Raw genomic sequence first — 24,788 nt, 5'->3', positions numbered from 1 at the left:
CAAAATAACTCCCGGGGAGGGAACACCGCCTGATGAGGAAGCCGCGCGCGACCGCTGCGACAAGCGGGCCGGACGGACTGGCGCCAGCCGGCGATGTCGCGGCGATTGTCGCCGGAACGCATGGCGATCCTTTCTCGGTCCTGGGCGTGCAGGAAGCCGGCAAAGGCTTCGTCGCCCGCTGCTTCGTGCCCAACGCCGAATTCGTCACCGCCTATACGCTGACCGGCAAGGAGGTCGGCGAGCTCTCCCGCCGCGACGATGCCGGCTTCTTCGAGGGCAAGGTCTCGATCCGCAAGCGCCAGCCGCTGCGCTATCACGCCAGCAATGCCGGCGGCGACTGGTGGCTGACCGATCCCTATTCCTTCGGTCCGGTGCTCGGTCCGATGGACGACTATTACATGGCCGAAGGCTCGCATCTCAGGCTCTTCGACAAGCTCGGCGCCCACATCGTCGAACACGAGGGCGCCACCGGCGTGCATTTCGCCGTCTGGGCGCCCAATGCCAGGCGCGTCTCCGTGGTCGGCGCCTTCAACGATTGGGACGGCCGCCGGCACACCATGCGCGACCGCAAGGACACCGGCATCTGGGAATTGTTCATTCCCGATCTCGGCGCGGGCCAGCCCTACAAGTTCGAGATCATCGCGCCCGACGGCGTGCGCCTGCCGCTCAAGGCCGATCCGTTCGCCTTCGAGTCGGAGCTGCGCCCGGCGACCGCCTCGGTGACGGCGCCGCCGATCGCGCATCAGTGGGGCGACGAGGCGCATCGCGGCTACTGGCGCAAGGCCGATCCCAGGCGCGAGGCGATCTCGATCTACGAGGTCCATGCCGGTTCCTGGCAGCGCCGCGACGACGGCACGTTCCTGTCCTGGGACGAGCTGGCCGCGCGGCTCATCCCATACGTGGTCGACACCGGCTTCACCCATATCGAGTTCCTGCCGATCTCGGAGCACCCTTACGACCCGTCCTGGGGCTACCAGACCACCGGCCTTTACGCGCCGTCGGCTCGCTTCGGCGACCCCGACGGCTTCGCCCGCTTCGTCGACGGCGCGCACCGCGCCGGCATCGGCGTCATCCTCGACTGGGTGCCGGCGCATTTCCCTGTCGACGAGCACGGGCTGGTGAAGTTCGACGGCACCGCGCTCTACGAGCATGCCGATCCGCGCCAAGGTTTCCATCCCGACTGGAACACGGCCATCTACAATTTCGGCCGCCGCGAGGTGGTGTCGTTCCTCGTCAACAACGCGCTGTTCTGGGCCGAGAAGTACCATGTCGACGGCCTGCGCGTCGACGCGGTCGCCTCGATGCTCTACCTCGATTATTCGCGCAAGGCCGGCGAGTGGATCCCCAACGAGAAGGGCGGGCGCGAGAACCTGCAGGCCGTCTCGTTCCTGCAGAAGATGAACAAGGAGCTTTACGGCCACCACCCCGGCGTGATGACGATCGCCGAGGAATCGACCTCATGGCCGAAAGTGTCGCGTCCCGTGCATGAAGGCGGCCTGGGCTTCGGCTTCAAATGGAACATGGGCTTCATGCACGACACGCTGGAGTATCTCTCCAAGGAGCCGATCTTCCGCAAGCACCATCACAACGACATCACCTTCGGCCTGGTCTACGCTTTCTCGGAAAACTTCGTCCTGCCGCTGTCGCATGACGAGGTCGTGCACGGCAAAGGCACGCTGCTCAACAAGATGGCCGGCGACGACTGGCAGAAGTTCGCCACGCTGCGCGCCTACTACGCCTTCATGTGGGGCTATCCCGGCAAGAAGCTCCTGTTCATGGGCCAGGAATTCGCCCAGCGCCGCGAGTGGAGCGAGGAACGCGCGCTCGACTGGGACCTGCTCGAATTCGCGCCGCATCGCGGCGTCTGGCAGGCGGTGCGGGATTTGAACTACCTCTACCGTTCGCGCCCGGCGCTGCATGCGCGCGATTGCGAGCCGGAGGGCTTCTCCTGGCTGATCGTCGACGACCGCGACAATTCGGTCTTCGCCTGGCTGCGCAGCGCGCCGGATGGCAATTCGATCGCCGTCATCTCCAATTTCACGCCGGTGCCGCGCGAGAACTATCGCGTGCCGCTGCCGAAGGCGGGAAAATGGCGCGAAATCATCAATACCGACGCCGAGGTCTATGGCGGCTCCGGCATGGGCAATCGCGGCGTGGTCGAGGCGAGCGGGGAAGGGGGAGGCATATCGGCGACGATGCTCTTGCCGCCGCTGTCGACGATCATGCTGGAATTCGTCGCGGATTGAAGCAGATGATGTCTCATCCTGCTCTTGCAACGGTCCGGGCAGCTTGTTTGGGAGGGTAACAAAATGGCAGAGATCAAAAGAACCCAGCCGCTGGCGCGCGATGCCATGGCCTATGTGCTGGCCGGCGGCCGCGGCAGCCGCCTCAGGGAGCTGACCGACCGGCGCGCCAAGCCCGCCGTCTATTTCGGCGGCAAGACGCGCATCATCGATTTCGCCCTCTCAAATGCGCTCAACTCCGGCATCCGCCGCCTCGGCGTCGCCACCCAGTACAAGGCGCATTCGCTGATCCGCCACCTGCAGCGCGGCTGGAACTTCCTGCGGCCCGAGCGAAACGAAAGCTTCGACATCCTGCCGGCATCGCAGCGCGTGTCCGAAACGCAGTGGTATGAAGGCACGGCCGACGCCGTCTACCAGAACATCGACATCATCGAGGCCTACGGACCCGAATACATGGTGATCCTCGCCGGCGACCACATCTACAAGATGGATTACGAGCTGATGCTGCGCCAGCATGTCGACGCCGGCGCCGACGTCACCGTCGGCTGCCTCGAAGTGCCGCGCATGGAGGCGACCGGCTTCGGCGTCATGCATGTCGACAAGAAGGACAACATCATCGCTTTCGTCGAAAAGCCGGCCGATCCGCCGGGCATTCCGGACAAGCCGGAATTCGCCCTGGCCTCGATGGGCATCTATGTCTTCAAGACCAAGTTCCTGATGGAACAGCTCCGCCGCGACGCGGCCGAGCCCGGCTCCAGCCGCGACTTTGGCAAGGACATCATCCCTTACATCGTCCAGCATGGTAAGGCGATCGCCCACCGTTTCGCCAAATCCTGCGTGCGTTCCTCGCACGAGTCCGAGCCCTACTGGCGCGACGTCGGCACGGTGGACGCCTATTGGGAGGCCAATATCGACCTCACCGACGTCACGCCCGAGCTCGACCTCTACGATCGCGACTGGCCGATCTGGACCTATGCCGAATTGAAGCCGCCGGCAAAGTTTGTGCATGACGAGGACGGGCGCCGCGGCGAGGCGATCTCCTCGCTGGTGTCGGGCGACTGCATCGTCTCCGGCGCATCGCTGCGCCGCAGCCTTATCTTCACCGGCGCCCGCATCAATTCCTATTCCAAGCTCGAGGAAGTGGTGATGCTGCCCGACGTTACTGTTGGGCGTAAGGCGCGCCTCAAGCGCGTCGTCATCGACCATGGCGTGCAGATCCCCGAGGGGCTGGTGGTCGGCGAGGATCCGGCGCTGGACGCCAAGCGTTTTCGCGTGTCGGAGAAGGGCATCTGCCTGATCACCCAGGACATGATCAACAAGTTGTCGACCCCGTAGGGTCGATCAACAAGCTGTCAACCTGATAAGGTTGATCAGCTGTCGACCTGATAGGGTCGATCAGCAAGCTGTCGGGTCGATCAGCAAGCTGATGACTTGATCAACAGATTGTCACTTTGACCTGTCACGTTGAGATCGGAATGTGGAGCGCATGCAGGTTCTGTCGGTTACGCCCGAAATCTTTCCGCTGGTCAAAACCGGCGGGCTTGCCGACGTGACCGGCGCCCTGCCGATCGCGCTGGTCGGGAAGGGCGTGGCGATGCGCACGCTGGTCCCCGGCTATCCTGTCGTGATGGCGGCCTTCGCCAAGAAGAAGGCCGTTTACCAGTACCCGCTGCTGCAAGGCGGCAAGGCTTCGGTCCATGCCGTCAAGATCGGCGAGCTCGATCTCTTCGTGCTCGACGCGCCGCATCTCTTCGATCGCCAGGGCGGCCCCTACGGCACCGCCTCCGGCGCCGACTGGCCGGACAATTGGCGCCGCTTCGCGGCCTTGAGCCAGGTCGGCGGCGACATTGCCGGCGGCGCGATCTCCGGCTACCAGCCGGACATCGTTCATGCCCACGACTGGCAGTCGGCGATGACGCTTGCCTATATGCGATACGGCAAGGCGGTCGGCGTGCCGTCGCTGATCACCGTGCACAATCTTGCTTTCCAGGGCCAGTTCGGCGCCGGCATCTTCGGCGAGCTCGGCCTGCCGGCCGTGGCTATGCAACTCGACGGCGTCGAATATTATGGCGGCGTCGGATTTCTCAAGGCCGGCCTGCAAGCCGCCTGGGCGATCACCACGGTAAGCCCGACCTATGCGCAGGAAATCCGCTCGCCGGAATTCGGCATGGGTCTCGACGGGCTGATCAACATGCGCTCCACCGATCTCTACGGCATCGTCAACGGCATCGACGTCGACATCTGGAATCCCGAGACCGACAAGCATCTGGTGGCCAATTATTCGGCCGAGACGCTTGCTGCGCGGGCCAAGAACCGCAAGGCGGTCGAAGAGCGCTTCAACCTAGAGGCGGACGGCAGCCCGATCGTCTGCGTCGTCAGCCGGCTGACGTGGCAGAAGGGCATGGACATCCTGGCCGCGGTCGTCGACGGCATCGTCGCCGCCGGCGCGCGCCTCGCCATCCTGGGCTCTGGTGACGCCGGTCTCGAAGGCACGCTGCTTGCCGCCGCCGCCCGTCATCGCGGCCGCGTCGGCGTCGTCGTCGGTTACGATGAAGGCCTTTCGCACGTCATGCAGGGCGGCTGCGATGCCATCATCATTCCGTCCCGCTTCGAGCCCTGCGGCCTGACCCAGCTCTATGGCCTGCGCTATGGCTGCGTGCCGGTCGTCGCCCGTACCGGCGGTTTGGCCGACACCATCATCGACGCCAATGAAGCCGCCTTGTCGGCAGGCGTCGCCACCGGCTTCCAGTTCGCGCCCAACAATGGCGGCGCGATGGTGCATGCCATCCAGCGGCTGGTCGAGCAGCATGCGCGGCCGGCGACCTGGGCCTCGATCCAGCGCCAGGGCATGAAGGCCGATGTCTCCTGGGACAAGAGCGCCGAAAAATACGTCGAACTCTATCGCTTGCTGCTTTCGAAAAGGGCTGCCTGAGGCATGATCAGAACCGTCCCCACCAAACCCTATACCGACCAGAAGCCCGGCACCTCCGGCCTGCGCAAGAAAGTGCCGGTGTTCCAGCAGGAGCACTATGCCGAGAACTTCATCCAGGCGATCTTCGACGCGCTGGACGGTTTCGAGGGCAAGACGCTGGTGATCGGCGGCGACGGCCGCTTCTACAACCGCGAGGTCATCCAGAAAGCCATCGCGATCGCCGCCGGCAACGGCTTCGGCAAGGTGATGGTCGGGCAGGGCGGTATCCTGTCGACCCCCGCCGCCTCCAACATCATCCGCAAATACAAGACCTTCGGCGGCATCATCCTGTCGGCCAGCCACAATCCCGGCGGCCCGCACGAGGATTTCGGCATCAAGTACAATGCCGGCAATGGCGGCCCGGCGCCCGAAAAGATCACCGACGCGATCTTCGCCAAGTCGAAGGAGATCAAGAGCTTCAAGATCGCCGATATAGGCGCCATCGACATCGACACCATCGGCACCGTCAAGGCGGGCGACATGACGGTCGAGATATTCGATCCGGTCAAGGACTATGCCGAATTGATGGAAAGCCTGTTCGACTTCGATGCGCTGAAGAAGCTCTTCAAGTCGGGCTTCCGCATGCGCTTCGACGCCATGCACGCGGTGACCGGCCCCTATGCCAAGGAGATTCTCGAACATCGCCTCGGCGCGTCCGAAGGCACCTGCCGCAACTTCAAGCCGCTTCCCGACTTCGGCGGCCATCACCCGGATCCGAACCTGGTGCATGCAAAACACCTCTATGACGAGATGATGGGGCCGGACGGGCCGGACTTCGGCGCGGCCTCCGACGGCGACGGCGACCGCAACCTGATCATCGGCAGAGGCATCTTCGTCACGCCGTCGGACTCGGTGGCGATGCTTGCCGCCAATGCCAAACTGGCGCCGGGCTACAAGGACGGCCTGAAAGGCATCGCCCGGTCCATGCCGACCAGCGGCGCGGCCGACCGCGTCGCCGAAAAGCTCGGCATCGGCATCTACGAAACGCCGACCGGCTGGAAGTTCTTCGGCAACCTGCTCGACGCAGGCATGGCGACCATCTGCGGCGAGGAGAGCGCCGGCACCGGCTCCAACCATGTGCGCGAGAAGGACGGTCTGTGGGCCGTGCTTTTGTGGCTCAACATCCTCGCCGCGCGCGGCGAGAGCTGCAAGCAGATCGTCACCGAGCATTGGGCGACGTACGGCCGCAATTACTATTCGCGCCACGATTACGAGGAGGTCGAGAGCGACCGCGCCAACGCGCTGGTCGACGAACTGCGCGCCAAGCTTGGTTCGCTCCCCGGCACCGGCGTGCGCGGCCTCAAGATCGCCAAGGCCGACGATTTTGCCTATCACGATCCGGTCGACGGCTCCGTGAGCGAGCATCAGGGCATACGAATCCTGTTCGAGGGCGGCTCGCGCGTAGTCCTGCGCCTCTCCGGCACCGGCACATCAGGGGCGACGCTGCGCGTCTATATCGAGCGTTACGAGCCGGACAAGGCCAGGCACGATCTCGACACCCAGGAAGCGCTCGCCGATCTCATCGCCGCCGCCGACGACATCGCCGGCATCAAGAGCCACACCGGCCGCAACAAGCCGAGCGTGATTACTTGAGGGTGGCGGCGCAGCGCGGCTCCCCCTTCTCCCCTTGTGGGAGAAGGTGTCGCCGAAGGCGACGGATGAGGGGTGCTCCAGCTTGGCGCAAACCGGCGTTGGCACCGCCGGCACCTCATTTCTTCCAACACCCCTCATCCGTCTCGGCGCCGCGCGCCGGTCCACCTTCTCCTCCAAGGGCAGAAGGGGAGGCGCTCGCATGACCCAGCTCGGCGCTACCATCACCTCCGAAGGCATACGTTTTGCCGTCTGGTCTTCATCGGCGCGGCGTCTCTGGGTCTCGATCTTCGACGACACCGGCGCGCGCGAACTCGACCGGCTGGAGCTCAATCCGGAAGGCGAGGGCGTGCACGCGCTCCTCGTCCCCGGCCTTGGCGAGGGCACGCGTTACGGCTTTCGCGCCGACGGCGACTATGCGCCGGAGCGTGGCCTGTGGTTCGACCCGAACAAGCTTCTCACTGACCCCTACGCCGTCGAGTTGGACCGTCCATACCAATACCATTGGCGGCTCGCAGCCAAGCGCAACGAAAGCGCCGACACCGCCTCGCTGATGCCGAAGGCGATTGCGCGCCCGCTGCCCAAGCCGCAGCCGGCCAAGCCGCCGCTGTTCCAGCCCGGCGGGCTGATCTACGAGCTCAACGTCCGCTCCTTCACCAAGCTGCATCCGGACGTGCCGGAGGCTGAGCGCGGCACCATCGCGGCGCTTGCCCATCCGGCTGTCGTCGCGCACCTGCAGCGTCTCGGCGTCTCGGCCGTCGAACTGATGCCGGTCACCGCGTCGATCGACGAGCGGCACCTGCCGCCATTGGGGCTGAGCAACGCCTGGGGCTACAATCCCGTCACCTTCATGGCGCTCGATCCGCGTCTCGCGCCCGCCGGCCTCGAGGAACTGCGCGATACCGTCGCCGCGTTGCGCAAGGCGGGCATTGGCACCATCCTCGACCTCGTCTTCAATCACACCGGCGAAAGCGACCGGCTCGGGCCGACACTGTCGCTGCGCGGACTGGATGCGATAAGCTACTACCGGCATCAGCCGGACGGCAGGCTGGTCAACGACACCGGCACCGGCAACACCGTCGCCTGCGACCGTCCGGTGGTGCGCGAGATGGTGCTCGACACGCTCCGCCACTTCGTTCGCCTCGCCGGTGTCGATGGCTTCCGTTTCGATCTGGCGCCCGTGCTCGGGCGCGTCGACGGCGCCTTCGATCCCGAGGCACCGCTGCTTCAGGCCATCGCCGGCGATCCTGCGCTCGCCGATCGCGTGCTGATCGCCGAGCCCTGGGATATCGGTCCGAACGGTTACCAGCTCGGCAGTTTCCGTCCGCCATATCTGGAATGGAACGACCGCTACCGCGACGATGTCAGGCGCTTCTGGCGCGGCGATACCGGCGCGATCGGCGCTTTGGCCACCCGGCTTGCCGGTTCCTCCGATGTCTTCGGCAGGGACGGCCAACCGGCGAGCCGCAGCGTTAATTTCATCGCCGCGCATGACGGCATGACGCTGACCGACATCGTCGCCTATGAGCGCAAGCACAACGAGGCCAATGGCGAGCAGAATCGCGACGGCCATAACGACAATTTGTCCTGGAACAACGGCGCCGAGGGCGAGACGGACGACGAGGCGATCGCCATGGCCCGCTTCAACGACCAGCGCGCGCTGCTCGCCACGCTCTTTGCCTCGCGCGGCACCATCATGCTGACCGCCGGCGACGAGTTCGGCCGCACGCAGAAAGGCAACAACAACGCCTATGCGCAGGACAATGCCATCACCTGGCTCGACTGGGCCGGCCGCGATCGAGCGCTCGAGCAATACGCATCGTCGCTCGCTGCGCTGCGCCGGGCCTTTCCTGCGCTGGCGGATACGCGCTTCCTGACCGGCGAGCCTGCCGACGGATCGGAAATCCCCGACGTGGCCTGGCTGACCGAGACCGGCGCGCCGCTCGGCGATACGGACTGGAACGATCCCGGCCGACATCGCCTCGTCATGCTGCTCGGCGATGCCGAGGGCAGGCGCCTGGCAGTGGTGATCAACGGCGACCGCCGCCAATGTGTCTTCAGCCTGCCCGCGCGGGACGGATTTGAATGGCGCCCGGCAATCGAGACGCAGCCGGTCGATTTGGCGCGGCCGTTGCCCGGCCGCAGCGTCGGTTTCATGATCGAGCGGCGAGCCGCTAAATCGCGCAGCAGGAAGGGGTCGTGATGGCTGGCGACAATCCAGAGCAAGGCGCCGAATGGTGGCGCGGCTGCGCCATCTATCAGGTTTATCCGCGCTCCTTCCAGGATACGAGCGGCGACGGCAGCGGCGACCTGAAGGGCATCGCCGCGCGGCTCGCCCATATCGCTTCGCTCGGGGTCGACGCGGTCTGGCTGTCACCCTTCTTCAAGTCGCCGATGGCCGACATGGGCTATGACGTGTCCGACTACCGCGACGTCGATCCGATGTTCGGGACGCTGGGGGATTTCGACGCGCTGGTCGCCGAGGCGCATCGGCTCGGCCTGAAGCTCATCATCGACCAGGTGATCTCGCATTCGTCGGACAAGCACGAATGGTTCGTCGAAAGCCGGGCCAGCCGCGACAATGCCAAGGCCGACTGGTATGTCTGGGCCGACGCCAGGCCGGACGGCAATGCCCCCAACAACTGGCTGTCCGTCTTCGGTGGCCCGTCCTGGGAATGGGACGCCACCCGCCGGCAATATTACATGCACAATTTTCTGGCCGCGCAGCCGGATCTGAACTTCCACAATCCTGACGTTCAGGACGCGCTGCTCGACACCGTGCGCTTCTGGCTGGAGCGCGGCGTCGACGGCTTTCGGCTGGATACGGTCAACTACTATGTCCATGACCGCTGGCTGCGCGACAACCCGCCCTTGGCATCAAGCGTCGCCGGCACCAACGGTTCGACCAGCACCTATGGCTTCCAGGAGCATCTCTTCGACAAGACGCGGCCCGAAAACCTCGACTTCCTGAAACGCTTCCGCGCGCTGCTCGACGAATATCCCGACCGCGCCGCGGTCGGCGAGGTGGGTGACGAGGAGCGTTCCTTGCAGACGCTCGCCGCCTATGTATCCGGCGGCGATAAATTGCAGATGTGCTACACGTTCGACCTGCTCAGCCCGCAATTTTCCACCGCCCATGTGCGCGGCTGCGTGGAGGCGTTCGAGACGACCGCCCCGGACGGCTGGGTCTGCTGGGCCTTCTCCAACCATGACGTCGTGCGCCACGTCAGCCGCTGGACACGGCCCGGCGAGAGCCCGGACGCGGTGGCGAAGTTCTCGATCGCGCTATTGTCATGCCTGCGCGGATCGATCTGCCTCTATCAGGGTGAGGAACTGGGGCTGGAGGAAGCCGAGCTTGCCTATGAGGATCTGCGCGATCCGGTCGGCATCCGCTTCTGGCCGGGCGTGAAGGGCAGGGACGGCTGCCGCACGCCGATGGTGTGGCAGGCGGAGGCGGACAATGCCGGCTTCTCCACCGGCAAGCCTTGGCTGCCGGTGCCGCAAGCACATCGTGTGCGTGCGGTCGATGTCCAGCATGGCGAAGGCGGTTCCGTGCTGGCGACTTATCGCTCGATCCTTGCCCTGCGCAGGCGCCATTCGGCGCTGATCCAAGGCTCTATCCGTTTCCTCGAGGCCGAGGGCGATGTGCTGGCTTTCATCCGCCAGCACGAAGACGAGAAATTGCTGTGCGTCTTCAACTTCGCCGCGGAGCCGGCGAACTGGTCGCTGCCGGCCGAGATCAGGGATACCGAGATAACGGCTCTTGCCGTTGAGGTCGCCGGCGTTCTTGGCGGTGTTCTCGAGGAGGTTGCCCTGGCACTGCCGCCCGTGGGGTGCTTCGTCGGGAGAATTGCCTGAAAGGCGGCTTACTGGACGAGGACCGAGCGCCCGCAGGTCGCGCCGGTCACCCGGACGTCGGCCTCGCCGACGCGGACGCCAAGCGCCCCAAGAACGTTGTAGACCAGGCTGTCGACCGGCGCGGTCACGCCGTTGAGCAGCGTCGTCACCGCCGGCTTCACTGTGCCGAGCACGGCGGTCACGTCGAGGCCTAGCCCCAGCGCATTGACCGAAAGCGACAGGTTGTTGATCAGCGATGTCGTCAGCGACTGCGTCAGGTTCTTCGTCGACACCGTCTTGATCGCCTTGTTGGCGATGTCGGTGGCGTTGTAGGTCAGGGTGGTCGGCGTCATGTTGGTGACCGAGAAGGCCGACGAGCCTGTCACCTGCAGCACCGGGATGAGCAACAGCTTCAGGTCCGCGATATCGGCGTCGGAGAAGGACTGCGGCTTGGTGAAATCCGCGAAGCCGCTTGCGCTGCTGCTGGCGAGATGGGCTGAGACCACGCCCGGCTGCGCGGCGATCGAAACCTTGATGCTGGAGGGACCCGTCGGGCAACTGATATCGGTCAGCTTCGCTTCGGCATAGGCCACTTCGACATTGAGCGGCAGGTGGACGGCGACAAGACTGGCGCCGCCGCCGAGATTGGAATTGCCAAGTGTCACGCTGGCGTTGAGCTTGATGCGAGTCTGCGCCGTGCGCACCACGGTGCCTGCTTCTCCGACCGCGAGCCAGGGCGAGTTCTGCATCGGCTCGCCGATGGCGATGGCAAGCGTCGTCGATGCCAGCCCCGGTATCGTGGCGCCGAGATTGACCGGGACCTGGTTCGTGCCGTTGGCAAGCGCCGCCGCCGCCGTCAGCATGCTGAGCGCGCTGGCGTCGACCGACAGCCCGGCGGGTTTCTGCCCGAGGCCGAGGCTGCCCACCGAGCCCAGGTCGACGAGGCTGCCGAGCGGAATCTTGACCGTATTGGTGGCGCTGGAGGCCATGGTCTGCAGGGCGATCTTGGCTGTGCGGTCCAGCCCCGGCACATTGGCCATGGCGGTGGCGATCTGGCCGATCGTTGCCTTGGAGGCGAGCACGTCGGAATAGCTGACGCCAGTCAGATGCAATTGCGTGGCCAGCGCATCGGTGAACGAAAGAACATCGACATCGGCCGACACCAGTGAATTATAATCCATCACGCTGAGCGAGATGTTGCCGCCGAGAAGGCCGCCGAGAAGCGCGTTGAGAATGCCGCCATTGAGGCTGGCAAGCCGCGAGCCGACCGAAAAGGCCGCTTGCGGCTGCGCGCTGGCGATAGCGGTCGTGCCAAGAGTGGGCGGCGACATGATCGAGCCGGCGAAATAGAGCGTGCCCTGCTTCTTCAGCGACACCTGCACGGCATTGTAGGGCAGCTTGCCCGCCTCGAACCGGTTGCCGGCGGCAATGGTGCTGACGCCCGTGTAGCGCCCCGGCACGATCTGGACGACCGCCTTGCTGGCGGTTGGCGCCACGGTGGTGCCTTGCTGCTGCACGGCGACCGAGGTGATGCCGTTGTCGCTGAGCGTCGTCAGCACCGCCTGCTCGGCATTGGTGATGTTCGAGGCCGCGGTGATGGCGGCAAGGTCGACGATCGACTGCGCGGCGCGGCGCTCGTTGTAGAGCGAGCCTTCGTCGATCGCGAAGGCGGTCAGCGCCAGCGCCACCGGCGTGCATAGCGCCGTCATGACGGCGAAATTCGCGTTACGGTCGGCGAGCAGTCTCCGCGTCGCCGCCATCAATCCCCCCTTGACGGGCATCATATGCCTCCGACGCGGATCGTCGATTGACTCTGGATCGTCGTGCCCGGCAGCGGCAGTGTCCGGAACAGGTTCCAGATCGGCAGGTTGCGCGCATCGTAGCTGACCGAGACGACGAACTGGCTGCCGTCGGCGACGCTGTCCTGTGCGTTGATGGTCAGCTTGTTGGGATCGACGAAGGGGTACCCCGCGACGTCGTGGGCGATGAAATCGGTGACCAGTGCCTGCCGCTCGGTCTGATTGAGGCCGGCAATGGCCGTGCGCGCCGCATCGGCGGCGATCTGCTGCACGGAGTGGCTGGCACCGAAATAGATTCCATATGCAACCATGCCGAGCAGAAGCAGGATGAAGATCGGCGCAAGCATGGCGAATTCGATTGCCGACGTGCCCGAGGCGTCCGCCCGGAAACGAGACCAAGAAACAGGGAATTTTCGGTTTTTCAGCATGTTGCGGAGAATGCCAACACCTGCCTGCAAAAACAGAAAACACATCGAACAACCGGCAGGTGTGCCAAGTTGAAGGCAAGCTATAAGCTTTAGGTTTCGCTGTTTTAGCGTGATGACGCTCACTCTGCGTCAAGCAGGCAATGGTTGAAATAAGATTTCGCTCTGTCTAGTCTCCTGCCACCAGCCGCCGGAACGGACCGGCGGCACGCCTGAAACGGGCCGTTTCAACGGTTCCGGGGTGTCAAAACTTAAAAAGGCGCGGCTGAGGGGCTGCGCCGACAGGGAGAGACTTCATGCTGAAAAACATGCTGAAGGCGACGGTGTTCGCCACCACCATGGCTCTGGCCGCCGGCACCTTGTACACGCCGGCCTTCGCCGAGACCATCTACAACCGCGGCGCCGCCGCCGAGGCGGAGACGGTCGATCCGCACAAGACATCGACAGTCTATGAAGCCGATATCATACGCGACCTGTTCCAGGGCCTGGCCATGCATGACCAGAAGACGAACCTCATTCCGGGCGCCGCCGAAAGTTGGACGGTATCGGATGACGGCACCGTATACACCTTCAAGCTGCGCAAGGACGGCCTCTGGTCGGACGGCACCCCGGTGACGGCGGACGACTTTGTCTATTCGTTCCGTCGGCTGGAAGATCCGGCCACCGCTGCGGAATACGCCTCGATGCTCTATCCGGTGAAGGGCGCGGAGGACTTCAACACCAAAAAAGGCAAGGCCGAGGATATGGGCGTGAAGGCGATCGACGCCAACACGCTTGAAGTCACGCTGAAGGCTCCGACACCCTACTTCCTGGAGATGCTGACCCACCAGGCGACCTATCCGGTCAACAAGGCTTCCATCGACAAGCTCGGCGCCGACTGGATCAAGCCGGGCAAGCTGGTCTCCAACGGCGCCTATACGCTGGCGGAGTGGGTTCCCAACGACCATATGAAATTGGTCAAAAACCCGAAGTTCTGGGACGCCGCGAGCGTCAAGCTCGACGTGGTCAACTACATCCCGACCGAGGATCGCTCGTCGGCGATGAAGCGTTTCGAGGCCGGTGAACTCGACAGCTATGGCGACCTGCCAACTGAGCAACTCGCCGATCTCAAGACCAAATTCGGTGACCAGGTCCGTGTCGGGCCATATCTCGGCACTTATTATTACGCGATCAAGACAGACAAGGCGCCGTGGGACAATGTCGAGTTGCGCAACGCAATCTCGATGGCGATCGACCGCGACTTCCTCGCCGAGAAGGTCTGGCAGAACTCGATGCTGCCCGGATATTCGATGGTGCCTCCGGGCATCGAGGGCTACACGCCGGCACTGGCCAAATACGCCGACATGCCGCAGATCGACCGCGAGGACGAGGCCAAGAAGATCCTGGAAAAACTAGGCTATACACCCGAGCATCCGTTGAAGATGGAGATCCGCTACAACACCTCGGAGAACCATAAGAACACGGCGGTCGCCATCCAGGAACAGCTGAAGCCGCTCGGCGTCGAGGTGACTCTGCTCAACACCGACACCAAGACCCACTACGGCTTCCTCGAGCAGAAGGGCAATTACGACGTCGCCCGCGCCGCCTGGATCGCCGACTACAAGGATCCGGAGACCTTCCTCGGCATCTCGCGCAAGGCAAGCGGCAACAACTACTCGAACTACAACAGCCCTGCCTATGAAGCCGCCATGGACAAGGCGGCCGCCGCGGGCGGCAAGCCCGAGGAGCGCATGAAGGACCTCGCCGCAGCCGAGCGCATCCTCGTCGACGATGTCGGCGAGATCCCGCTTCTCTACTACAGCTACCACGACATCGTTTCCTCGAAGCTGCATGGCTTCGACGACAATGTGATGGACATTCATCCGTCCCGCTTCATCTCCAAGGACTGACAAGAAACCTTGGCCGTGCCGCCGCTCTCTTTTTGGGAGCGGCGGCCTCGGTCTGTCATCGTGCCGGGCCGAAAGTCGGATTGGATTTTCGGGCATGCCGGTGCGAAGATCAGAGATGCCAGCGCGCCACGGTCTCGTCTGGAGAGCTGTCGCCCTGGCTGAAGCGGGGCGCCGATGCTGCGTTATGTCTTCCGGCGGCTGTTGACCGCCATCCCCACGCTATTCGTCATCGTGACGGTGGCGTTTTTCCTGATCCGCGTCGCCCCTGGCGGCCCGTTCAACCAGGAGCGGGGCCTGAGCCCCGAGATCAGGGCCAATCTCGAAGCCCAGTTCGGCCTCAACGATCCGCTCTGGCTGCAATATGTTCACTATCTCGGCAATCTTTTGCGCGGCAGTTTCGGCCCGAGCTACAACCTGCCGGATTTCACCGTCACCGAACTCTTCGCCAAGGGCCTGCCGATCTCCATCCAGATCGGCACCTCGGCGCTGGTGCTGGCGCTGCTGCTGGGCTCCATCCTGGGCACCATCGCCGCGCTCAACCAGAACAAAATAGGCGATTATTCGGTGATCGCCTTGGCCACCGCCGGCAGCACCATCCCGACCTTCGTCATTGCGCCGGTGATCCAGCTCGTCTTCGGGCTGTCCTGGAAGCTCTTGCCGATCGGTGGCTGGAGCGACGGCGCCTTCATCAACAAGGTCGGCCCGGTGCTGACGCTGGCCTTGCCGCAGATCGCCATCGTCGCCCGCCTGATGCGCGGCTCCATGATCGAGAGCCTGCGTTCGCACCATATCCGCACGGCGCGCGCCCTCGGTCTCTCCGACTGGTCGGTGGTGGTCAAGCACGCGCTGCGCGGCGCCGTGCTGCCGATCGTCTCCTTCAGCGGCCCGGCGGCCGCCGCGCTGTTGACCGGTTCGATCATCGTCGAGACGATCTTCTCCATCCCCGGCGTCGGCCGCTACTTCGTCGATGCAGCCCTCAACCGCGACTATACGCTGGTCATGGGAACCGTGGTGGTGATCGCGCTTTTCACCATCGTCTTCAACCTGATCGTCGACCTGCTCTATGCGGTCGTCGACCCGAGGGTGCGCTATGACTGACCTCGCCGTCGCCGTACCCGAGCCGATCGTCGGCCGCTCGCTCTGGGGCAATGCCTGGGCTCGGCTCAAGCGCAACCGCGCCGCGATGCTCAGCCTCTATTACCTGGCCTTCATCGCCGTCACCAGCATTTGCGGTCCGTGGGTCGTGCCGCATGAATACACCACCATCTATGGCGACTATGTGCGCATGCCGCCGAGCCTTTCGGCCTATCCGAAACCCGACATGATCCAGGGTGCGCTGGGCGACGCCATCAAGCGCATGCGCGCCGACATCAAGGAATGGCACCAGGACGGCAATCGCATCGTCGTCACCGTCACCTCGACCAAGCCGATCGACGACCGCAACATCCGCTATCTCGACCGCTCCGACGCCTTCGACGACACCAGGATCGAGAACAAGTCGCCCGACGGTCTCGAAGTGACGATGAGCTCGGCCGTGAAGCAGCAATATTTCTTCTTCGGCACCGACAACACCGGCCGCGACCTGCTTTCGCGCACGCTGATGGCCGGACGCATCTCTTTGGCCATCGGCCTGCTCGCCGGCGTCGTCGCCGGCGTCATCGGCGTCATCTATGGCGCGACCGCGGGCTTCTCCGGTGGCAAGGTCGACGAGGTGATGATGCGCATTGTCGACGTGCTCTATTCGCTGCCCTTCATCTTCTTCGTCATCATGTTGGTGGTGTTTTTCGGCCGCAACTTCGTGCTGATGTTCCTGGCCGTCGGCGCTGTGTTGTGGCTCGACATGGCGCGCATCGTGCGCGGCCAGGCGCTGTCGATCCGCAGGCAGGAATATGTCCAGGCGGCGGAGGCCATGGGCGTCGGCCAGCGCGGCATCCTGTTGCGCCATGTCATCCCCAACCTGCTTGGCCCGGTGGTCATCTACATGACGCTCTTGGTGCCGCAGGTCATCATCCTGGAGAGCTTCCTGTCCTTCCTCGGTCTAGGCGTGCAGGAGCCGATGACCAGCTGGGGCGTGCTGATCTCGGTCGGCGCCAAGAACATCGGCTACGCCAACTGGCTGCTTTTGTTCCCGGCCTTCTTCCTCGTCTCGACGCTGTTTGCCCTGAACTTCGTCGGCGACGGCCTGCGCGACGCGCTCGATCCCAAGGACCGCTGAGATGACCGCTTCCGAAACGATCCTCAGCGTCAAGGACCTGCGCGTCCGCTTCCAGACCCTCGACGGCACGGTCGAGGCCGTGAAGGGCATCAACATCAAGGTCAACGCCGGCGAGACGGTCGCCGTCGTCGGCGAATCCGGCTCCGGCAAAAGCCAGACGATGATGGCGGCGATGAGCCTGCTTTCCTCCAATGGCGAGGCGACCGGCCAGGTCGACTACCGTGGCCGCAATCTCCTGACGATGTCAAAGAGCGAGCTGAACCAGGTGCGCGGCCGCAAGATCAGCATGATCTTCCAGGAGCCGATGACCTCGCTCGACCCGCTCTACACAATCGGCAACCAGCTGATGGAACCGATCAGTCGACACCGCGGGCTGAACGCGGCCGCGGCGCGGGAAGAGGCGCTGAAATTGCTCAGGCTGGTGCATATTCCCGATCCCGAACGGCGGATGAAATCCTATCCGCACGAGATGTCGGGCGGCCAGCGCCAGCGCGTCATGATCGCCATGGCCTTGGCCAACGATCCGGACATCCTGATCGCCGACGAACCGACGACGGCTCTCGACGTCACCATCCAGGCGCAGATTCTGATGCTGCTTGCCGAACTGCAGCGCAAGCTCGGCATGGCCATCGTCTTCATCACCCACGACCTCGGCATCGTGCGCCGTTTCGCCGACCGCGTCTATGTCATGCGCCTGGGCGAGGTGGTGGAGGAGGGCGATGCGGAAGCGCTCTTCGCCAATCCGCAGCATGCCTACACCAAGATGCTGCTCGCGGCCGAGCCGACGGGCGCCAAGGCGGCGCCGCCCGCCAATTCGCCGGTGCTGCTCGAAGGCCGCAATGTCGAAGTCGTCTTCAAGATCGGCGGCGGCTTTCTTGGCGGCGAGCCGCTGATGCTGCGCGCGGTGGACAGGATCTCGATCCGGCTGAAGCGCAACCAGACGATCGGCATCGTCGGCGAGTCCGGCTCGGGCAAGTCGACGCTCGGCCGCGCGCTGCTCAGGCTCTTGCCCAGCGACGGCGTCATCCGCTTCGGCGACCGCGATATTTCCGAGGCCGACCGCCAGGCGATGCGGCCACTCAGGCGCGAATTGCAGCTCGTCTTCCAGGATCCGTTCGGTTCGCTGTCGCCGCGCATGACCGTCGGACAGATCGTTACCGAGGGCCTTTTGGTGCACGAGCCCTCGCTCACGGGCAAGCAGCGCGACCAGCGCGCCACCGAGGCGCTGCGCGAGGTCGGCCTCGATCCAAACGCGCGCAACCGCTACCCGCACGAATTCTCCGGCGGCCAGCGCCAGCGCATCGCCATTGCCCGCGCCATGATCCTGAAGCCGAAAGTGGTGGTGCTGGACGAGCCGACTTCGGCGCTCGACCGCTCGGTGCAGAAGCAGATCGTCGAGCTGTTGCGCAAGCTGCAGGCCAACCACGAACTGTCCTATCTCTTCATCAGCCACGACCTCGCGGTGGTGCGCGCCATGGCCGACTACATCATCGTCATGAAGCAGGGAAAGATCGTCGAGGAAGGGCCGACGCAAGAGATCTTCGACAATCCGCGCGAAGCCTATACGCAGACGCTGATGAACGCGGCGATCGATTCGACAAAGTTCCGCATGAGCGCTTGAGGCGGGGCGAGCCCAGCCAGGCTAATGCATGTCGCCCAAAAGTGTGCGGCGGCATCGCCTGAATCCGTTCGGCGCGACGCGCTTCAGGTTCACTGCGAGGATGGGCACCTCTGCCTCCGCGTGGCGACGATCGCCTGCTGCTGTTGCTGCAGCCTGTCGATCCGGGCGGTTTCGCGATTGGCCACCACCGTCTTCACGCGCTCGCCGCCGAGCAGCCACGTCGGCACGCTCGTGTTGGCGACCTTGCCGCGGGCGATTGCGGTGCGTGAAATATCGGTGGCGGTGTCGCCGACCGCATTATTGAGCTCGGGGCAGTTCATTTTGTCGTACTTCGCCGGGCTGATCGACGCCGTGGTCGATGAACAGCCGGCCGCGAACAGGAAAAACACGAGTGTCGGTGCAATGGCCGTCGGCGTGAACTTCATACCCTCAACCCTGGTTCGCCGTCTTACAGTCCCGCGCATCTCGAAAGCATAGCGGGTTGCCATTAGGCCAAACTGAGAAACTGTTGTCGAGCGTTGCCGCGCGATTCTGTTTTCGAAGGTCAGGCCATCCTTCGACGGCGCTGACCGCAATAACCATTGGCATAATATGCCATGTCCTTGTATCGTGCCTGTTGAATTGGAGCTGATATCGCGATGCCGACACGCAATGTTGTCCTGACGGAACACCTCGAAGAGGTGATCGACCGACTGGTGAAAACCGGGCGTTATCAGAACGCCAGCGAGGTGTTGCGTGACGGCTTGCGGCTGGTCGAGCAGCGCGAGGCGAGGGAGAAGGCAAAGCTCGCTGCGCTCAGGGAGGCCGCCAACATCGGCTTCCACGACATCGAACAAGGCCGTTTCGAGGATGTTACTGAAGACGGCGTCGAAAAATTTATGGATGGCCTGGGGCAACAGGCAAGCTTACGCGCGAAAAAAACCGGCTTGTAAGGCCATGGTCCTATACCGGCTTTCCGCGGCCGCGAAGGAAGACATCGTTCAAATACTCGCCTACACGGAAGTCAATTTCGGCGAGATTGCGCGTATTCGCTACCAACGGCTGCTGATGGTGACCCTGCGCGACATTGTCGCCGATCCCCAACGGGCCGGCAGCATCGCCCGCGCGGAACTGGGCAACAAGATCCGCAGCTACCACCTGCGCCATAGTCGGGACCGCGCGCGGACCGAACATGGCATTGTGCTACGACCGCGCCATTTCCTGCTCTATCGGATGACGCTCCAGGTCATCGGAATTGGCCGCGTTCTCCACGACGCGATGGAACTACAGCGTCATCTGCCGGAGAGCCACGGCGACGATTGACGCCAGTCCTGATTTCAGGCGGGTAGCAATTTCGGGAAAAGCCAAGTGCTTGTTTTTTCTGGTCGGAGTGGCAGGATTTGAACCTGCGACCCCCTCGTCCCGAACGAGGTGCGCTACCAGACTGCGCTACACTCCGTGACCAGACCGCGGGCTTATAGCTGCCGCTTTCCGATCCTGCAAGCGGCAATGGCAGCACTTGTGTCGCATTTCCTTTCTTTCGCGAAGCTTGCCCGAATGGCATAGGATTGGCTGTCAGCTAAAGGGGGGCTTAAAGGCTTTTGTCGTAAGGCCGTCCCATCGGAGCCAGACTTTTGACAGGGTCGTTCATGAGCCAGCGCATCGTCAGTTTCGTCATGAGCGGCGGCGTCGGCTCGCGGCTGTGGCCGCTGTCGCGCGAGGACAACCCCAAGCAGTTCCACGATTTCTCGGGCGACGGCTCGATGCTGGCTAAGACCTTGCGCCGGCTGGCGGCGCGCCCGCAAGGCGAGACACCGATTTTCCTGATCGCCGCGGAACGTCACGCCGACCGCGTCCATGCCGACCTTGCCGGTCTCGATCTGGCCGGCGGCGGACCGCTGTTCGAGCCGACAGGTCGCAACACGGCAGCCGCGGCGGCGCTTGCCAGCTTGCGCACGCTCTCCGAATATGGCGACGAGCTGGTGCTGGTGGTGCCGTCCGACCACGAAATATCGACGCCTCGTCAGTTCTGGCAAAGCATCGAGGCGGGCGCCGGCGCGGCAAATGCCGGCCGGCTCGTTGTGTTCGGCCTGAAACCGACACAGCCCGAGACCGGCTATGGCTATATCGAGGTCGGGGCCGGCAAGGACGGCGTCTTCGACGTCTCGCGCTTCGTCGAAAAGCCCGATCTCGCCACCGCGCAGGCCTATCTGGACGCCGGCAGCTTCTACTGGAACACCGGTATCTTCCTGTTCCGCGCCGGCGCCATGCGCGACGCCTTCGCGGCCCATGAACCGAAAATCTGGCGGGCGACGGAGGCCGCCTACAAGGCTGCGACCAGCGATCTGTCCGGCCTCTACATGCCGCTGGAACTCTATTCCGCGATCCCGTCGACCTCGATCGACTACGCCATCATGGAACGCGCGAAAGACATCGCCATGGTGCCGGCCGGCTTCCGCTGGAACGATCTCGGTTCATGGCAGTCGCTGCTCAATGTCGGCCCGTCCGATGGGCAGGGCAATGTCATCGTCGGAGACGTCGTCGCCATCGATTGCGAGAACTCCTATATCCGCAGCGAGGGGCGCCTGCTGTCGGCGATCGGCATGAAGGACGTGGCGATCGTCTCCACCGCCGACGCCACTTTCGTCGCGCCGGTCAGCCACAGCCAGCACGTCAAGAAGGTCGTCGAGCAGTTGGAGAAATCCGGCCGGCTCGAAACCAGGTTCACGCCGGCGCATGACCGCGTCATCGAGAGCGGCGCCTGGCGGCGGCGCGTGCGCCACTGGCTGTTCGAGGAGACGCTGCCGCTATGGTCTACCATTGGCGTCGACGAGCGCCATGGCGGCTTCCACGAGGCGCTGGGCTTCGACGCCTCGCCGCTGATGAAACCCAAGCGCATGCGCACGCAGGCGCGTCAGGTCTATGCTTTCGCGGTCGCCAAGGAGCGCGGCTGGGATGGCCCGGCGGACACGCTGATTGCGCACGGCATCGACTTCATGGCAGGTCAGGGCCGCACCGACAAAGGCGGCTGGGTACGCACGCTCAACATCGACGGCTCGGTCGCCGATCCGGTCGAGGATGCCTACGACCATTCCTGCGTGCTTCTGGCGCTGGCCCACGCCCATATGTCAGGCCATCCCGATGCGTTGCGGCTCGGCGAGGAGACGTTCGCCTTCCTCGATGCGCATCTGGAAGATGCCCGCATGACCGGCTTTCTGGAAACCTCCGACGGCGAGGGCGAGCGCCGCTCCAACCCGCACATGCATCTGCTCGAAGCCTTCCTTGCCTGGCACCGGGCGACCGGAGACCGCGCCTATCTGCGCCGCGCCGCGCGCATCATCGATCTTTTCCGCAGCCATTTCTTCGACCCGGAAAGCTGGACGTTGGGCGAATATTTCGACGCCGGCTGGAAGCCCGCCGCCGGCGACAAGGGCGCCTGGACCGAGCCCGGCCACCATTTCGAATGGGCCTCGCTGCTCATCGATTTCGCCGCCCGCAGCGGCCAGACGGAGCTCGGCGGCTTCGCCAGGAAACTCTATGCCTCGGCGATCGCCAACGGCCTCAACCGCGCCACCGGCCTTGCCTATGGCGCCGTCTCGCGCCAGGGCGTGCCGCTCGACACGGTCTCGCGCAGCTGGCCACAGGCCGAAGCGGTGAAGGCGGCGATCGCGCTCGACGGGTCTGGCGGCCCGGATCTCAAGCCGGAGATCGAGGCGCGCGTCGGCCGGCTGTTCCGCTGGCACATCGACCCGGCGCCGCTGGGCTTGTGGATCGACTGCATCGACGAACGCGGCCGCTCACTGGCGAGCGACGTGCCGGCCAGTATCTTCTACCATCTGGTCTATGCGCTGACGCAGTATCTGGATGGCACCAGCGATAAGTCGTAGGCCGTTTGCCCCATGCTCGGACCTTGACGTCATTGCACGGTGGCGGGTGCGCTTTCCTGCATGACAAGGGGCACGATCGCAACGATCGGCGGCAGCGCAAAACACCACATTCCGACTTGTGAATAGAGCAAAGCGGCTGTCCCACATCCCAGCGCGAAGACGAACACGGCGACCGACATTCGCGCCAGGCGCGATCGGGACGCGGCCATGCTCTCGGGCAGTGCGCCGTGGATGAGATCGGCGAGGTCGAGCATGATCTGGGTCGTGGTGCCCGTCATCAGCGTCGACGGCGGCGCACTGGGAAGATGGACGCGATGCGCGGCATTCTGCACCGCCATGGCCGAAACCAGCACCATGCCGGTGACGATGGCGGCCCAGCTGTTTCCGTCGGGGAACGGGCCAAGGCGGATTGCCAGGATCGCACCTGCCGTCAGCAGCAACAGTTTGATTGCCAACAATGACCGGAAGACCGGCAGCTTCCGGCTTTGTAACGGATACGATAGAAGTCGGCTAAGGATAACCATGAAGCAGAAGACCGGCAAAGCCAGAAGTTTTGCAAAGGCGCCTGACGTGCCAAGCGCCAGCGAAGCGCCGAGCGTGACGAAATTGCCGGTGACATGCGCCGTGAACAGTCCCTGCAGCGCCAGGAAGCCCGCGGTATCGACATAGCCTCCATTGAAGCTAAGCAGCAGCGGCAGCGTGGCCGCCTTGTTGTCCTCGGCTTCGCCCGCCATTTTCGCCTCCTCGATTGCCCCGTCAGAAAACCTACGGCAAGCCGGCAGCAAGGAGAACTGCCTTCTCGGCAAATCGCGCCCTTCAGCAGAGGCTCAGTAGGGGGCCACTACATCCCCCGTCTCGACATAGACAGACTTCAATTGCGAATAATGCGCCAGCGCGGCCAGCGAATTCTCCCGCCCTATGCCGGATTGCTTGACGCCGCCGAACGGCATTTCCACGGGCGTCAGATTATAGGCGTTGATCCAGCAAGTGCCGGCCTGCAACTCGGCGATCACCCGATGCGCGCGCGGCAGGTCGCGCGTGAACACGCCGGCGGCCAGCCCGAATTCGGTGTCGTTGGCGCGCTCGATCACCTCGTCCTCGCCGTGGAATTTGAGCACGCTCATCACCGGCCCGAATATCTCCTCGCGCGCGATGCGCATGGTGTCGGTGACGCCTGAAAACACCGTCGGCTCGATGAAGAAGCCGCCGTCGAAACCCTGCAGTGACGGCACGTTGCCGCCGCAGGCGAGGCTGGCCCCTTCCTGCTTGCCGGCTTCGATATAGGACACGACCTTGTCCTGCTGCGCCTTGTTGACCAGCGGCCCCATCTGCGTTTCGAGATCGAGCGGATCGCCGATGCGGATCTTTTTCGTCCGCTCGACCAGCCGTTCGACGAAGCGATCATGCAGGCCGCTCTGCACGAAGACGCGTGTGCCGTTGGAGCAGATCTGCCCGGTCGAGTAAAAATTGCCGAGCATGGCGCCGCCGATGGCGTTTTCGAGATCGGCGTCGTCGAAGACGATCAGCGGCGACTTGCCGCCGAGCTCCATCGTCGCGTGCTTCATCTTCGAGCCGGCAAGCGACAGCACCTTGCGGCCGGTCGGCACCGAGCCGGTCACCGAGACCTTTGCCACGACATCATGATCGACGAGGCCGGCGCCGACATCGCGGTAACCCTGTACGACATTGAACAGCCCATCCGGCAGTCCAGCCTCCGAGTAGATTTCGGCCAGCGCCAGCGCCGAAAGCGGGGTGTTTTCCGACGGCTTGAACACCATGGCATTGCCCATGGCCAAAGCCGGCGCCGATTTCCAGCCGGCGATCTGGATCGGATAATTCCAGGCGCCGATGCCGACGCACACGCCGAGCGGCTCGCGCCGCGTGTAGGCGAAGGGTCCGCCGAGATCGATCATCTCGCCGTTGAAGGCGGCGACCGCGCCGGCGAAATATTCCAGGCAGTCGGCGGCCGAAGGGGCGTCGGCCACCAGCGTCTCCTGGATCGCCTTGCCGGTGTCGAGCGTCTCGATACGGGCCAGATCGGCATTGCGCGCCCGCAGGATGTCGGCTGCGCGGCGCAGGATGCGGCCGCGTTCGACCGGCTTCAGCCGCGCCCAGGCCGGCTGCGCGGCGCGTGCCGCCTCGATGGCGAGTTCCAGCACGTTGGGCGTCGCTGAATGCAGCGTGGCGATGGTCTCGCCCGTCGCCGGATAGATCACGGGCAGTGGCGCGCCGCCTTCGTCCTCGATGTAGCGGCCGTTGACGTAATGCGATGCCGTGGGTTGGGCGCGCATGGCTTTCTCCAAGTCTGTTCGCCGAGCGGGCGGTCTGCCCG

At 64.2% G+C, this 24,788-nt stretch carries 18 protein-coding genes and 1 tRNA gene; 13 read left to right on the top strand and 6 right to left on the bottom strand.

Annotation, left to right across the window (positions count from 1 at the left end):
- Nucleotides 1–32: 32 nt before the first annotated feature.
- From glgB to FJ430_RS27600, 6 genes are all read left to right on the top strand, one after another.
- Nucleotides 33–2,246 carry a 1,4-alpha-glucan branching protein GlgB gene (gene glgB / locus FJ430_RS27625; protein ID WP_140705422.1) on the top strand — a complete coding sequence of 738 codons (2,214 nt, stop codon included), beginning with the start codon at nt 33–35 and terminating at the stop codon, nt 2,244–2,246.
- Between the two features lie 63 nt (nt 2,247–2,309).
- Nucleotides 2,310–3,578, top strand: coding sequence for a glucose-1-phosphate adenylyltransferase (gene glgC / locus FJ430_RS27620; protein ID WP_140643409.1), 1,269 nt, complete (start codon nt 2,310–2,312; stop codon nt 3,576–3,578).
- Between the two features lie 151 nt (nt 3,579–3,729).
- Complete coding sequence (gene glgA, locus FJ430_RS27615; RefSeq protein WP_140705425.1) at nt 3,730–5,175, top strand: glycogen synthase GlgA; 1,446 nt, start codon at nt 3,730–3,732, stop codon at nt 5,173–5,175.
- A 3-nt stretch (nt 5,176–5,178) separates the two neighbouring features.
- Nucleotides 5,179–6,807, top strand: coding sequence for an alpha-D-glucose phosphate-specific phosphoglucomutase (locus FJ430_RS27610; RefSeq protein ID WP_140705427.1), 1,629 nt, complete (start codon nt 5,179–5,181; stop codon nt 6,805–6,807).
- A gap of 199 nt (nt 6,808–7,006) precedes the next feature.
- Nucleotides 7,007–9,007, top strand: a complete 2,001-nt coding sequence (glgX, locus tag FJ430_RS27605; protein WP_140705429.1) for a glycogen debranching protein GlgX — start codon at nt 7,007–7,009, stop codon at nt 9,005–9,007.
- The gene (locus tag FJ430_RS27600) at nt 9,007–10,662 is read left to right on the top strand and encodes an alpha-glucosidase family protein (RefSeq protein WP_140705431.1); all 1,656 of its coding nucleotides are present in this window, start codon (nt 9,007–9,009) and stop codon (nt 10,660–10,662) included. The genes glgX and FJ430_RS27600 overlap by 1 nt, the downstream gene beginning before the upstream one ends.
- 8 nt (nt 10,663–10,670) lie before the next feature.
- On the opposite strand, the gene FJ430_RS27595 is transcribed toward FJ430_RS27600, so the two are convergent.
- Complete coding sequence (locus FJ430_RS27595; protein ID WP_226891936.1) at nt 10,671–12,401, bottom strand: TadG family pilus assembly protein; 1,731 nt, start codon at nt 12,399–12,401, stop codon at nt 10,671–10,673.
- A 20-nt stretch (nt 12,402–12,421) separates the two neighbouring features.
- Nucleotides 12,422–12,991 (bottom strand): TadE/TadG family type IV pilus assembly protein, encoded by a 570-nt coding sequence (locus FJ430_RS27590; RefSeq protein ID WP_226891935.1) that lies wholly within the window; start codon nt 12,989–12,991, stop codon nt 12,422–12,424.
- A gap of 170 nt (nt 12,992–13,161) precedes the next feature.
- Between FJ430_RS27590 and FJ430_RS27585 the strand changes: the two genes are divergently transcribed.
- The 4 genes from FJ430_RS27585 to FJ430_RS27570 all read left to right on the top strand — a co-directional run bounded on the left by FJ430_RS27585 (nt 13,162) and on the right by FJ430_RS27570 (nt 18,590).
- Complete coding sequence (locus tag FJ430_RS27585) at nt 13,162–14,754, top strand: peptide ABC transporter substrate-binding protein (protein ID WP_140705437.1); 1,593 nt, start codon at nt 13,162–13,164, stop codon at nt 14,752–14,754.
- Nucleotides 14,755–14,928: 174 nt separating this feature from the next.
- The gene (locus FJ430_RS27580; RefSeq protein WP_140705439.1) at nt 14,929–15,852 is read left to right on the top strand and encodes an ABC transporter permease subunit; all 924 of its coding nucleotides are present in this window, start codon (nt 14,929–14,931) and stop codon (nt 15,850–15,852) included.
- Nucleotides 15,845–16,969, top strand: coding sequence for an ABC transporter permease (locus tag FJ430_RS27575; RefSeq protein WP_140705441.1), 1,125 nt, complete (start codon nt 15,845–15,847; stop codon nt 16,967–16,969). Before FJ430_RS27580 ends, FJ430_RS27575 begins: the two co-directional genes overlap by 8 nt.
- A 1-nt stretch (nt 16,970) precedes the next feature.
- Complete coding sequence (locus FJ430_RS27570) at nt 16,971–18,590, top strand: ABC transporter ATP-binding protein (protein ID WP_140705443.1); 1,620 nt, start codon at nt 16,971–16,973, stop codon at nt 18,588–18,590.
- A gap of 89 nt (nt 18,591–18,679) precedes the next feature.
- On the opposite strand, the gene FJ430_RS27565 is transcribed toward FJ430_RS27570, so the two are convergent.
- Complete coding sequence (locus tag FJ430_RS27565) at nt 18,680–19,015, bottom strand: hypothetical protein (protein ID WP_140705445.1); 336 nt, start codon at nt 19,013–19,015, stop codon at nt 18,680–18,682.
- 213 nt (nt 19,016–19,228) lie between these two features.
- On the opposite strand from FJ430_RS27565, the gene FJ430_RS27560 reads away from it, so the two are divergent.
- Together FJ430_RS27560 and FJ430_RS27555 are read left to right on the top strand one after the other, a co-directional pair.
- Entirely contained in the window at nt 19,229–19,522 is a 294-nt protein-coding gene (locus FJ430_RS27560; protein ID WP_140643434.1) for a type II toxin-antitoxin system ParD family antitoxin, read from the top strand.
- Complete coding sequence (locus FJ430_RS27555) at nt 19,473–19,892, top strand: type II toxin-antitoxin system RelE/ParE family toxin (RefSeq protein ID WP_319022996.1); 420 nt, start codon at nt 19,473–19,475, stop codon at nt 19,890–19,892. The genes FJ430_RS27560 and FJ430_RS27555 overlap by 50 nt, the downstream gene beginning before the upstream one ends.
- A 59-nt stretch (nt 19,893–19,951) precedes the next feature.
- On the opposite strand, the gene FJ430_RS27550 is transcribed toward FJ430_RS27555, so the two are convergent.
- Nucleotides 19,952–20,028, bottom strand: a tRNA-Pro gene (locus FJ430_RS27550).
- Nucleotides 20,029–20,218: 190 nt separating this feature from the next.
- Here FJ430_RS27550 and FJ430_RS27545 point away from each other — a divergent pair.
- Nucleotides 20,219–22,456 carry an AGE family epimerase/isomerase gene (locus FJ430_RS27545; protein ID WP_140705447.1) on the top strand — a complete coding sequence of 746 codons (2,238 nt, stop codon included), beginning with the start codon at nt 20,219–20,221 and terminating at the stop codon, nt 22,454–22,456.
- A gap of 29 nt (nt 22,457–22,485) precedes the next feature.
- Here FJ430_RS27545 and FJ430_RS27540 read toward each other — a convergent pair whose 3' ends face one another.
- Nucleotides 22,486–23,190 (bottom strand): YoaK family protein, encoded by a 705-nt coding sequence (locus tag FJ430_RS27540; protein ID WP_140705449.1) that lies wholly within the window; start codon nt 23,188–23,190, stop codon nt 22,486–22,488.
- A 93-nt stretch (nt 23,191–23,283) separates the two neighbouring features.
- Nucleotides 23,284–24,747 (bottom strand): betaine-aldehyde dehydrogenase, encoded by a 1,464-nt coding sequence (betB, locus tag FJ430_RS27535; protein WP_140705451.1) that lies wholly within the window; start codon nt 24,745–24,747, stop codon nt 23,284–23,286.
- Nucleotides 24,748–24,788: the final 41 nt, after the last annotated feature.

It is taken from the genome of Mesorhizobium sp. B2-8-5 (genome assembly GCF_006440675.2).
Taxonomy (GTDB): Bacteria; Pseudomonadota; Alphaproteobacteria; order Rhizobiales; family Rhizobiaceae; genus Mesorhizobium.
Note: the sequence above shows the minus strand (reverse complement) of the source record. Positions and strands in the feature narration are given on the sequence as shown.